Annotated in this window: 12 protein-coding genes and 1 pseudogene; 5 read left to right on the forward strand and 8 right to left on the reverse strand. The window is 51.7% G+C overall.

Annotated elements, in window-relative coordinates:
• Positions 1–153, reverse strand: a pseudogene (locus Q1M25_RS05410) (1-acyl-sn-glycerol-3-phosphate acyltransferase); the annotation flags it as partial.
• Positions 150–911, reverse strand: coding sequence for a beta-ketoacyl synthase chain length factor (locus Q1M25_RS05415; protein WP_300482612.1), 762 nt, complete (start codon positions 909–911; stop codon positions 150–152). The gene Q1M25_RS05415 and the pseudogene Q1M25_RS05410, both read right to left, overlap by 4 nt.
• A gap of 110 nt (positions 912–1,021) precedes the next feature.
• Between Q1M25_RS05415 and Q1M25_RS05420 the strand changes: the two genes are divergently transcribed.
• The 3 genes from Q1M25_RS05420 to Q1M25_RS05430 all read left to right on the forward strand — a co-directional run bounded on the left by Q1M25_RS05420 (position 1,022) and on the right by Q1M25_RS05430 (position 3,533).
• Positions 1,022–1,510 carry a thioester dehydrase gene (locus tag Q1M25_RS05420; RefSeq protein ID WP_204787863.1) on the forward strand — a complete coding sequence of 163 codons (489 nt, stop codon included), beginning with the start codon at positions 1,022–1,024 and terminating at the stop codon, positions 1,508–1,510.
• Positions 1,511–1,575: 65 nt separating this feature from the next.
• Positions 1,576–2,304, forward strand: coding sequence for a 3-oxoacyl-ACP reductase FabG (gene fabG / locus Q1M25_RS05425; protein WP_300482616.1), 729 nt, complete (start codon positions 1,576–1,578; stop codon positions 2,302–2,304).
• The gene (locus tag Q1M25_RS05430) at positions 2,298–3,533 is read left to right on the forward strand and encodes a beta-ketoacyl-ACP synthase (protein WP_300482618.1); all 1,236 of its coding nucleotides are present in this window, start codon (positions 2,298–2,300) and stop codon (positions 3,531–3,533) included. The genes fabG and Q1M25_RS05430 overlap by 7 nt, the downstream gene beginning before the upstream one ends.
• 94 nt (positions 3,534–3,627) lie before the next feature.
• Here the strand turns inward: Q1M25_RS05430 and Q1M25_RS05435 are convergent, their stop codons facing one another.
• From Q1M25_RS05435 to rluD, 6 genes are all read right to left on the reverse strand, one after another.
• Positions 3,628–4,152, reverse strand: a complete 525-nt coding sequence (locus tag Q1M25_RS05435; protein WP_107723366.1) for an RDD family protein — start codon at positions 4,150–4,152, stop codon at positions 3,628–3,630.
• Positions 4,153–4,243: 91 nt separating this feature from the next.
• Positions 4,244–4,663 carry a hypothetical protein gene (locus tag Q1M25_RS05440; RefSeq protein WP_107723365.1) on the reverse strand — a complete coding sequence of 140 codons (420 nt, stop codon included), beginning with the start codon at positions 4,661–4,663 and terminating at the stop codon, positions 4,244–4,246.
• Between the two features lie 146 nt (positions 4,664–4,809).
• Positions 4,810–5,811: a DNA polymerase III subunit delta gene (holA, locus tag Q1M25_RS05445; protein ID WP_107723364.1), complete on the reverse strand. Its 1,002-nt coding sequence runs from the start codon at positions 5,809–5,811 to the stop codon at positions 4,810–4,812.
• A complete protein-coding gene (gene lptE, locus Q1M25_RS05450) occupies positions 5,811–6,290 on the reverse strand; it encodes an LPS assembly lipoprotein LptE (RefSeq protein WP_003680809.1) in 480 nt (159 codons plus the stop codon). The genes holA and lptE overlap by 1 nt, the downstream gene beginning before the upstream one ends.
• Before the next feature lie 120 nt (positions 6,291–6,410).
• A complete protein-coding gene (gene pgeF / locus Q1M25_RS05455; RefSeq protein WP_107696894.1) occupies positions 6,411–7,181 on the reverse strand; it encodes a peptidoglycan editing factor PgeF in 771 nt (256 codons plus the stop codon).
• 82 nt (positions 7,182–7,263) lie between these two features.
• Positions 7,264–8,388, reverse strand: a complete 1,125-nt coding sequence (rluD, locus tag Q1M25_RS05460; RefSeq protein ID WP_070585696.1) for a 23S rRNA pseudouridine(1911/1915/1917) synthase RluD — start codon at positions 8,386–8,388, stop codon at positions 7,264–7,266.
• On the opposite strand from rluD, the gene Q1M25_RS05465 reads away from it, so the two are divergent.
• Positions 8,387–9,190: an outer membrane protein assembly factor BamD gene (locus tag Q1M25_RS05465; RefSeq protein ID WP_003680807.1), complete on the forward strand. Its 804-nt coding sequence runs from the start codon at positions 8,387–8,389 to the stop codon at positions 9,188–9,190. The genes rluD and Q1M25_RS05465 overlap by 2 nt on opposite strands.
• Positions 9,191–9,514: 324 nt before the next feature.
• Positions 9,515–10,237 (forward strand): ATP phosphoribosyltransferase regulatory subunit (locus tag Q1M25_RS05470; protein ID WP_300482632.1); only part of this gene is annotated, 723 nt, incomplete at its 3' end.

The following is a 10,237-nucleotide window of genomic DNA, read 5'->3' on the forward strand; positions in this document are numbered from 1 at the left end:
GCGTCTTGCTTCAAGTTGACGTTTGATGTCGCCTTTGGTCGATTTGAGCGTATAGGGCAAAAGTGCGATTTTGAACAATACGCCTGCAACGCCGAAAAGGATGAAGCCGAAGAGTGTGGCAAAAAAGCGACGGAAATAGTCTAAAGTCTTCATGCGTTTTTCTGCCAGTGCCAGTTTCTACCGGCATAGTGTTGCGTGTGTTGTCGGCTGTCTGAAAGCAGGAAGCGTACCCATTCCAAGCTGCTCCAGTAGGGCTCGACTGTTGTATCGTTAGGGTTTTCAGACGGCCTTTCGGATGTGGTTTCCAAGCTTAAGGTATAGTCTTCGCCCTTTGTGATGACCAGTGCCAATGCATAGGCAAACGGCGCACGTGTAGCCAAGACGGGATAGTCCTCTGACAACGGATCATCGGCGACAATCACTAAAACGGACGGCGCGCCGTCTTGCAAAAGCGCGAATGCCTCGGTCAGCGCGGTTTCAAAGGAATCGGCGGCAACGGCCAACGCGGTATGTTCGCTCATGTCTTTGCGCAACATCGACCATTGCCCAATCGTTGCGTTGTGGACGGATAGGCCGAATGAGGTCGGCGACACGGTATGCGTGTTCAAAAGCTCTTGCCATAATTCAAAGCTGCGGTTGCTTTCGCCGTCGTGCGAAACGTAAACCGGTACGCTTTCGGGATATTGGTCGGCCAGATTCCATGCGGCATCACAAACCAAGCGTGCCGCTTTTCCCAAGCGGCGGCGTTGCATAGGCGGCAAAAAGGAGAGCGAGGGTTTGCACTCCGGCAGGGAGGCGGTATCGAGTTTTCCCTGCGCCCAGTCCTGCCATTGCTCCGGCGTACTGATTTTGCTGGAGGAGGCCTGCCATGCGGCGATATTGAAGCTGAAACGGCAAACGTTTTGAGGCATGATGTCTTTCAATGTTTTACATTTTCATACATTGTAATGAAATGGGTTAGTAAAAGCTAGGCTCTGTTATAATGCATATTGTAACGTAATTTATTCCCGGATGACATTTTATGCCTTCAATACCGAGTGCCCCGATTTATGATGTGGCTTCGCTGCTTCCGCACAGCGGACATATGGTTCTTATCGACTGTGTGAAAGAATTTGGCGATGACTACACGGTTTGCCGTGCGCCGGTTGGCGATAAGCATATTTTGCTGCAGGACGGTGTGTTGCCGTCTATGGCTTATATGGAATTGATGGCGCAGGGTATAGGCGCGTTTGCAGGCATTGAGGCTTTAAAGGCCGGAGAGCCTGTCCGTTTGGGTTTTTTATTGGGAACGCGCAAGCTGGATTTGTTTGCCGATTCCGTGCCTGTCGGTACTGAGCTGGAAGTTAGGGCGCATGTGTCCATTCAGGATTTGGGCGGTATGGGCGTATTTGATTGCGAGTTGCGCTGGACAGATGCGCCGGAAGATGTGAAGCCTCTGTTGCCGCCGGACGGTTTGCTGGCAAAAGCCTCTTTAAATGTGTACAGTCCGAAAGACGGTCAAATCATTTAAACCGTTTACAAGGCCGTCTGAAAAGACAAAGATTCAGACGGCCTGTCGATATAGTGAGAAAACGTATGAGTGAAACTATTTTAATTACAGGGTCTAATCGCGGTATCGGTAAAGCCGTCGCGCTTGGTTTAGCGCAGGACGGCTTTGATATTGTCGTCCACTGCCGCAGCCGCCGTGATGAAGCGGAAGCTGTAGCGGATGAAGTCCGTGCATTGGGTAGAAATGCGCGCGTGTTGCAGTTTGACGTGTCCGACCGCGAAGCCTGCCGAGAAATTCTGACTGCCGACATTGAGGCAAACAGCACGTATTACGGCGTGGTGTTGAATGCCGGCCTGACGCGCGACAATGCGTTTCCTGCGTTTACTGATGATGATTGGGACTTGGTGCTGCGTACCAATTTGGACGGTTTTTATAATGTGTTGCACCCTTTGACCATGCCGATGATCCGCCGCCGAAAAGCCGGACGGATTGTGTGCATGGCGTCGGTGTCCGGTTTGACGGGCAACCGCGGTCAGGTCAATTACAGCGCGTCCAAGGCGGGCTTAATTGGCGCGGCAAAAGCCTTGGCGGTTGAGTTGGCAAAACGTAAAATTACCGTCAACTGCGTGGCACCGGGCCTTATCGATACCGATATTATCGATGAGAACGTGCCTGTCGAAGAAATCTTAAAGGCCGTCCCTGCTGCGCGTATGGGATTGCCCGAGGAAGTGGCGCATGCGGTGCGCTTTTTAATGGATGAAAAAGCGGCGTACATTACGCGCCAAGTGATTGCTGTGAATGGAGGTTTGTGTTGAATACCAGAAGAGTCGTTGTAACAGGTATCGGCGGTATTACCGCTTTCGGCCGTGATTGGCAAAGTATTCAGACGGCCTTTAAAGCCGAAAAAAACGCAGTCAAACACATGGACTGGAGTGGACGCTTTCCTGAATTGGAAGCGCAACTGGGTGCGCCGATTGAAGGCTATTCCCCTCCAGAGCACTGGACGCGCAAGCAGCTTAGAAGCATGGGGCGCGTGTCGCATTTGTGTGTCGATGCGGCGGAACAAGCCTTGATGGATGCGGGTTTGCTGGGTGATGAAAGCATTACAGACGGTCGTATGGGCGTGGCGTGCGGTTCGTCTGTCGGCAGCACCAAAGACATTGGCGATATGGGCGAACTTTTGATAACAGGCACATCGCGCAATTTCAACGCCAATACTTATGTGCGCATGATGCCGCATACGACTGCCGCCAATATCGGCATTTTCTTCGGTTTGAAAGGCCGCATTATTCCGACTTCGAGCGCGTGTTCTTCCGGCAGCCAAGGCATTGGTTATGCCTACGAAGCGATTAAATACGGCCTGATTGATATGATGCTGGCCGGCGGCGGCGAAGAATTTTGTCCGTCCGAAGTTTATGTTTTCGATTCACTTTATGCCGCCAGCCGCCGTAACGGCGAGCCTGAGCTGACGCCGCGCCCTTACGACAACGCTCGAGACGGCTTGGTCATCGGCGAAGGCGCAGGCATTTTCGTATTGGAAGAATTGGAACACGCCCGTGCGCGCGGTGCGAAAATCTATGCCGAACTCGTCGGCTATGGTGCCAACAGCGACGGCAGCCATGTTACCCAGCCGCAAAAAGAAACTATGCAAAAATGTATGGAGCTTGCGCTGAAAGACGCCGGTATTACGCCTGATAAAGTCGGCTATGTCAGCGGCCACGGTACGGCGACCGAAAAAGGCGATATTGCCGAAACATTGGCGACTGAGGCAGTGTTTGGTTTTGTGCCGATGAGTTCGCAAAAAAGCTATCTCGGCCATACACTCGGCGCGTGCGGCGCATTGGAAGCCTGGTTTACCATTGAAATGATGAACAACGGCTGGTTTGCGCCGACCGTCAATTTGGAAAACATCGATCCGCGTTGCGGCAAGGTGGATTACATCCAAACGGGCGGACGTGAGATTCAAACCGATTATGTGGTCAGCAATAACTTTGCTTTTGGCGGCGTCAATACTTCGCTGGTGTTCAAACGTTGGCAAGAATAATCATTGCTTGATGTTATGATTAAAGGCCGTCTGAAACTTATCTGGAGTTTCAGACGGCCTTTATTTTATTTAGAGCTTGAGATGCTTGCGAATTTTATTCGTTTGTTTTCTTCTGATTTAAATCCACCAGCCTTGTTCCGGCCAAGAAGTCATAGAGGAACTGGCGGTCGGGATGGAACAGGGCAAAGCCCCATGGTAGGATGAGCCAAATAAGCGCGGCGCCGAATGCGCCTTTGGGCGGTATATTGAGCAGATGACGCAATCCGGCGTAGGCAAATAGGGGAATGAAGACAATAAAAATGCTAGCCCAAATAAAGCGCAGGCGCAGTTGCGGCAGTTGCGGCTGGGTATCGTTTTTATCGGCTAAGCCGATTTTCCATGTCTGCATGGCGAGGGTTTGGCCTTTTTTGTGCCAGTTGGCGCGGAAGTAGAGCCACCATGCGTAGAACAGAATCAGACAGGTTGTCAGCATGGACAGGCGCGTGGAAACGGGATTGAGAAAGATGGCGACAATGCCGGCTGCAAGGGCAGCAATGCTGGTCACGGCGCCGGTCAGCAGAAGTTCGTAAACCAGTGCGGCAAGGCGGCGTTTGAGAGGGGCAGTGGGAAGACGGGTCATAATGCGATGGAAACGGAAATGGGTTTGATGGAAATAAAAACAGGCCGTCTGAAACGGAGTGGGATGTTCAGACGGCCTGTTACTGTCGGGATTAGCGATGTGGACGTTTTTGACCGCGTGCCTGTTGGGCAGCCATTTGGTTCATTTCCTGACGGGTCGGACGTTTTTTGAAGATGGCGTGCGCTTCGTCAACGGAACATTTTTGTGACAGGCAAACCAAGGTAATTGCGTCTTTTTGATGTTGACCGCCACTGTGGTACATGCGGCGCAGGTTGGCTTCGTTGATACGGCCTTTTTCCGGATCGATGTCGAATTTTTTCAGGCGCTCGAGGAATTGGCGTTGCTGACGGCGTGAAGTCCAAACGAAACCGCCTGCAGCAGCGGCTACGATGATGACGGACAACAGGATGGCCAGCGGCCATGAATCGACGATCAGAACGATGATGAGGCTTAATACGGCAGTGGTCAGCAGGGCCAGACCGCCGATGCGAAGTTTGGTTTTATTATCCATATGGTTGGTGTTTCCTTGTTTTTTGCTGGAAGAGGCCGTCTGAAATGCGAGGTTCAGACGGCCTGAATTTAAGTTTACGCTATTTTACAGTATTTTCTGTTTTTGGGGCGTATTGCGTGCAAGTTTCTTGACGCGAGGCAACGGTTTCAAGCGGCCAACGAAGTAACGAGTTGTTTGAACTCGGTCCATGCATCGCCTTCTTCCGCGCCTTTGATGATGCGGTCGATTTTGGCGCAGGTTTTGAGCGCGTCGAGCAGGCGGTTGATGGAAATGCGTTTGGCCGCCATCGGTGCAAGGGTCTGCTTGTCGCCCCATAAGCGCAGGCTGTTGCGCAGGCTTTGGATGTTTTGGCCTTGCTTGAGTGCGGCAGTGAGGCGGATTAGGGTGCGGATGTCTTCGGCAACCGCCCACAACAGCAAAACCGGCTCTTCGCCTTCTTCTTCCAAACCGTCCAGCAAACGGGAAACGCGCAGGGCATCGCCTTTCATCCATGCGCCTGACAGTTGGAATACGTCGAAGCGGGCGACGGTAGCAACTGCGGCTTCTGCGTCGGCAATATTGATTAAATGGCCTTGAGGATGGAGCAGGGCGAGTTTTTCGATTTCCTGACGGGCGGCCAAAAGATTGCCTTCGACGCGCTCGGCAAAAAGGGCGAGTGCTTCAGGCTCGATATCCAAACCCTGCTGTTTAAGACGGCCCTGTATCCATTGCGGCAAAGCATGTGGCGCAACGGCTTTGGCTTCTAAGACGATGCCTTTGCCTGCCAATGCGGAAAACCATTTGGACTGGATTTGCGCTTTTTCAAGCTTGGGCAGTAGGATGAGCGTAACCGTATCTTCGGGCAGGCGTTCGGCGAAGGTTTGCAGGGCATCCCCTCCGTTTTTGCCGGGTTTGCCGTTGGGAATGTGGATTTCCAGCAGTTTCAAATCGGCAAACAAACCTGCGCTGCCGGCACTTTGCAACAGCTCGTTCCAGTCAAAATTGTTTTCGGCGGTATAGACTTCGCGGTTGAGATAACCTTGTTTTTTTGCGGCTGCGCGCAGCGTATCCAAAGCCTCGATGCGCAACAAATCCTCTTCGCCGTGGATGATGTACAACGGTTTGAGCGGCGTATCGGGGCGCAGGCTCTCAATGGGCGCGGCAGCCATTATTGCGCCTTCAGAAAAGTCAGGCGGCGGACGATTTGATCTGCAGCATCGATGCGCATTTCAGACCAAATGGTTTCTTCCTCTTCCTGTTTGCCCAAAACTTCGCTGTCGGCGTAGTCCATGGTGCGGTGAACCTTGACTTCCATCGGTTCGCCAACCGGCTCGCCGTTGCGGAAGGCTTGGGCTTTGACAGTCATGGCTAGCAGGTATTCATTGATTGCGGCGGCGCGGGTGATGGTGTAGATGTCACGGCGTTTTTGAAAGTCGACAACGCGCAGGGTGATTTGTGATTCGGCTTCGCTAACCGGATGGCCGTCGGCACGGCGTAAGGCATTTTCCAGCGCTTTTTGCATGACGGCTCCGCCTTCTACATGCCAGTTCTGATAAGGCAGCGGCTGAGAAGTCACACCAGTGCCTTTCAGGTGGAAACCGCAAGAGGCAAGCAAGAGGGCGAGTGCAGGCAATAGGATTTTTTTCATTGGATATTCCTTCGTTGAAACCGGTTACGGTATCGTCGGATTATAACGAATAATGTTTAGGCCGTCTGAAACTGTAAACGGAAAGTATTTCAGACGGCCTTGTCTTTGATGGCGAAAATCTTATTTTTCCAACCAAATCAGGCTGACCATGCGGCCGGTTTGCCCGTCGCGGCGGTAGGAGAAGAAAGTATCGCGTTCCAAGACGGTGCAATGGGTACCGCCATAAATCATGTTCACGCCTTCGCGGTGCAGAATTATGCGCGCCAAAGCGTAAATGTCGGCAAGGTATTTGCCGCCGCCGATGTCTTCAAACGCATCGACAGCTTCCGGCATAGGTGTGCAAAACGCATCAAATACATCTTGTCCCACCTCAAACGCATCAGGGCCGATGGCAGGCGCGAGATAGGCCATGATTTCCAGCGGCTCGACATTCATTGCCGCAATGGTGTTTTGCAAAACGCCGCCAGCCAAACCGCGCCAACCTGCATGAGCTGCCGCAACAACGGTCCCTACTTTGTCGCAAAACAAGACAGGCAGGCAATCGGCAGTCATTGAAGCGCAGGCGACCGTACCCGTCGTATCAACCGAGGCATCGGCGTCGGGCGTATTGCCTAACGCTTCAGCTGCGTTCACAACAATGGTGCTGTGGATTTGATTGAGGTAGGCAACGGGCAGGCCGACTTGTTCCTGTACGATTTCGCGGTTGCGGAGCACGGCTTCCAGATTGTCGCCGACGTGCGAACCGACATTCAGGCTACGGTACACACCTTCGCTGACACCGCCGTTGCGCGTGGTAATAAGCGTTTTAACATTGGCAGGGGCAGGCCAGTCGGCAGTCAAAAAGTTCTTGCCTTGCGGGGCGAGGTTTAGGGTATCTGTGATGGTTTTCATAATCTTTAAATCGCTGAAATATTGGAACGGATTGATTTCAGACGGCCTCAAATAATATTTTAGGCCGTCTGAAACTATGGGTTTAATCCCTTACATAAACGACTTCGACATCGTAGTCGTCTTCATTCCAATCATCATCATCGTCCATGCCGAATTTCTCTTGCCATTCTTCCTCGTTGCTTAGGGACGAATCCAAACCGGCTTCCAGACGCAGGACGGAGAGCAGGTGGTACATATCGTCAGGCATAGGCGCTTCAAAGGAAACGGTTTCGCCGGTTTTTGGGTGTACAAAGCTCAAGCGGTAGGCATGCAGGGCTTGGCGCGCGCCGAGGGCTTTGATGGCTTCTTTAACCGCATCGCTGCATGGATGGCGCAGGTTGCCGTAAACAGGATCGGCGGCCAGCGGATGGTTGGCTTCGCGCATATGAACGCGGATTTGGTGCGTGCGGCCGGTTTCGAGCGAGCATTCGATGTAGCTGTGCGCCAGGTAACGTTCCAACACTTTGACGTGGGTAATGGCAGGTTTGCCGCCGAATTTGACGACTGCCATTTTCAGGCGGTTGTGCGGATCGCGGCCGATTTGGGTTTCGATTTTGCCGTCGAAAGGAACAATGCCGTTGGCGACTGCGCGGTAAATGCGTTTGACTGTGCGCTCTTGAAGCTGTTGAACCAGTGAGTTTTGCGCCGGCAGGGTCTTGGCGACCACCATCAGGCCGCTGGTTTCTTTGTCCAAACGGTGTACGATGCCCGCACGTGGTACTTGGCTTAATTCGGGACAATGCGCCAACAGGCCGTTGAGCAGGGTGCCGCTCCAGTTGCCTGCGGCAGGATGGACGACCAATCCAGCCGGTTTGTTAATGACGATGACGGTATCGTCTTCATAAATAATGTCCAAATCCATCGGTTCAGGTGTGAACGCAAGGTTTTCTTCGCTCGGACGTACCGTAACGGCAATCAATTCACCGCCTATCATTTTATCTTTGGGTTGAGCAGGCTTATCGTTTACAATGACTGCACCCTCTTTAATCCACGAACTCAGGCGGCTGCGCGAGTAGTCGGGCATGAGTTTGGCCAATACAGCATCCAGCCTTCCGCCCGCCATTTCGAGCGGAACGGTCAAATTAACACAACTTTCTGTTTCAGGGGATGACGGAAAGTCTAAATCATCGCTATAATCGGCTTCGTTATCAAAGGAAGTATTCTGCATGAAAAAAATTCTTTTAGTAGTTTCTTTAGGTTTGGCACTGAGTGCCTGCGCAAATAAAGGCACAATCGATAAAGACGCCCAAATTACTCAAGATTGGAGTGTGGAAAAGCTTTATGCCGAAGCGCAAGACGAATTGAACAGCAACAATTATACGCGAGCTGTCAAGTTATACGAAATTTTAGAATCCCGTTTTCCAAACGGCCGCTATGCCCAGCAGTCTCAGTTGGATACGGCGTATGCCTATTATAAAGACGATGAGCCGGAAAAAGCCTTGGCTGCCATTGCGCGCTTCCAACGCCATCATCCGCAACATCCGAATATGGACTACGCGCTGTACTTGAAAGGTTTGGTTCTGTTTAACGAAGACCAGTCTTTCTTGAACAAGCTGGCTTCCCAAGACTGGTCCGACCGCGACCCGAAAGCCAACCGCGATGCTTATCAGGCGTTTGCCGAGTTGGTTCAACGTTATCCAAACAGCAAATACGCTGCCGATGCAACCGAGCGTATGGCCAAGCTGGTGGACGCTTTAGGTGGTAACGAGATATCTGTGGCGCGTTATTACATGAAACGCGGTGCTTATGTCGCAGCGGCCAACCGTGCGCAAAAAATTGTCAGCCGTTACCAAAATACCCGTTACGTCGAAGAAGCTTTGGCGATGATGGAATTGGCGTATAAAAAACTGGACAAGCCACAACTGGCCGCTGATACACGTCGCGTTTTGGAAACCAACTTCCCGCAAAGCCCGTTCTTGCAACACGAATGGCGATCTGACGATATGCCTTGGTGGCGTTACTGGCGCTAAGCGTCGGGTTGTTCAGGCATGAATTAAGGCCGTCTGAAAATGATGCAGCTATGCATTTGGTTTTCAGACGGCCTTTGTTTTTAATGTTTTTTTACGCTCTCTGTAAACAGGGTGCAAAATTCGTTTTAATATGGTAAAGTCTGATTTTAATAACTCGACGGTTTGAAGCCGTTACTTAGGGGCTGTTTAAATTTAAAATCAGTTTTGTTGAAGCCGCATCGGATTTGCCGTTGACGCATTCAGGAAAATTTCAGTCGTCAGGCTGATTTGGTTTTAAATTTAATCAGCCCTTTATGTTTACAAAAAAAACAGAGGTAGATTCTCATGAAGTCTTGGCAGCTTCCTGAACACGTTGCCGACGTGTTACCGACCAATGCCCGACAACTGGAAAGCGCCCGTGAGCAGCTGTTGGCTTTGTTCCGCGTGCATGGTTATGAATTGGTGCAACCGCCATTGATGGAATACAGCCATTCCTTATTGACACATATCGATGCCGGTTTGTCTTTGAAAACTATTTTGGTCGTCGATCAGCTTAGCGGCCGCCAGCTCGGTATCCGCGCGGATATAACGCCGCAGGTTGCGCGTATTGATGCCCACTTGCTTTCTGCCAACCAAGGCATCAACCGTTTATGCTATGCCGGTTCGGTGCTTCATGCGCGTCCTGATGGATTGCTCAATATGCGCGAGCCTTTGCAGGCGGGTGCGGAAATGTACGGCTTGGAAGGCATTGAAGCGGATATCGAATTGATTGATTTGATGCTGAAAAGCATGAAGATTGCCGACATGGGCGAAGTTTTGCTTTCGTTGGGCCATATCGGCGTATTCCGTGCTTTAGCAAATGCCGCTCATTTAGATGAGCAGCAATCGGCAATCCTGCTTTCATCGATGCAGGATAAAGATGCTGAGGCTGTCAGCCAGTTGGTCAAAGAGTGGAAACTCGACGGCATGTGGGCAAAAGCGTTTTCACTGTTGCCCCGACTCTACGGCGGTCGTGAAGTGCTGACTTTGGCCCGTGAGAAATTACCGGAATTGTCCGCAGTCAGTGCG

The sequence above is a fragment of the uncultured Neisseria sp. genome (assembly GCF_951230505.1).
In the GTDB taxonomy this organism is placed as follows: domain Bacteria; phylum Pseudomonadota; class Gammaproteobacteria; order Burkholderiales; family Neisseriaceae; genus Neisseria.

Bases quoted from the DNA above. Each gene is read 5' to 3' on its own strand.
- holA (WP_107723364.1), bottom strand. From the start codon at position 5,811: ATGGCTGCCGCGCCCATTGAGAGCCTGCGCCCCGATACGCCGCTCAAA.
- pgeF (WP_107696894.1), bottom strand. From the start codon at position 7,181: ATGAAAACCATCACAGATACCCTAAACCTCGCCCCGCAAGGCAAGAAC.
- lptE (WP_003680809.1), bottom strand. From the start codon at position 6,290: ATGAAAAAAATCCTATTGCCTGCACTCGCCCTCTTGCTTGCCTCTTGC.
- Q1M25_RS05465 (WP_003680807.1), top strand. From the start codon at position 8,387: ATGAAAAAAATTCTTTTAGTAGTTTCTTTAGGTTTGGCACTGAGTGCC.
- rluD (WP_070585696.1), bottom strand. From the start codon at position 8,388: ATGCAGAATACTTCCTTTGATAACGAAGCCGATTATAGCGATGATTTA.
- Q1M25_RS05415 (WP_300482612.1), bottom strand. From the start codon at position 911: ATGCCTCAAAACGTTTGCCGTTTCAGCTTCAATATCGCCGCATGGCAG.
- Q1M25_RS05435 (WP_107723366.1), bottom strand. From the start codon at position 4,152: ATGACCCGTCTTCCCACTGCCCCTCTCAAACGCCGCCTTGCCGCACTG.
- Q1M25_RS05420 (WP_204787863.1), top strand. From the start codon at position 1,022: ATGCCTTCAATACCGAGTGCCCCGATTTATGATGTGGCTTCGCTGCTT.
- fabG (WP_300482616.1), top strand. From the start codon at position 1,576: ATGAGTGAAACTATTTTAATTACAGGGTCTAATCGCGGTATCGGTAAA.
- Q1M25_RS05440 (WP_107723365.1), bottom strand. From the start codon at position 4,663: ATGGATAATAAAACCAAACTTCGCATCGGCGGTCTGGCCCTGCTGACC.